Here is a 757-nt window from a genome sequence, read left to right on the forward strand (position 1 = left end):
TTTTATTTTTCGAAGTCACTTCGGTCGCATCATTGATCAGCGAAGAGAAAGGAAAAGTAACTTCATCGGAACGCTCATCACAATCTTTCAAACAATCAGAACAATCAACGAATAAAAACAAGTCGACTGAAACAGCTAGCGTCAATGAATCCACTCAAGAATCAGTGAAATCAACACAAAGTCAATCAACTGAACCAGAACCAACACAAGAAAGTACAGAAGCTGTCCAAGATCCAACTGTCAAAAGTATTGCCATCAGTTTTGATGATGGACCAGGAGCGACCACGACACCACAGCTGTTGCAAATACTTAAAGAAAAAAACGTACACGCCACTTTTTTTGTTTTAGGAGAAAATACGGCGCAACATCCTGAAATTGTGAAGCAGACAGCTGAAGCAGGACACGAGATCGGCAATCACACGTATGATCATCAGGATCTGGCGGTGCTTTCTGCCCAGTCGATCACAGAAGAAGTGGCAAAAACAGACACTGGGATAAAAAAAGCCACTGGTAAAACCCCCACTTTCGTTCGTCCGCCCTATGGTTCGATCACAAGTGTAGGAGCAAGTGTTATCCGGCGGCCAATCATCGAATGGTCGGTCGATTCAGAAGATTGGAAGACAAGAAATCCTGATTTGATTTTGCAGAAGATCCAAGCAACAGTATACGATGGTGCAATTATTTTATTCCATGATATTTATCCTGAAACGATTCGTGCCGTCCCTCAAGTGATCGATTATCTGCAAGAGCAAGGGTA

At 42.7% G+C, this 757-nt stretch carries 1 protein-coding gene; it reads left to right on the forward strand.

Annotated features, from left to right (window positions below; genetic code table 11):
- Window positions 1-757: polysaccharide deacetylase family protein (locus OZZ83_RS14675; RefSeq protein WP_325066107.1), on the forward strand; the 757-nt coding region annotated here is incomplete at both ends.

It is taken from the genome of Enterococcus sp. E5-162 (assembly GCF_035725965.1).
Lineage (GTDB): Bacteria > Bacillota > Bacilli > Lactobacillales > Enterococcaceae > Enterococcus_B > Enterococcus_B lactis.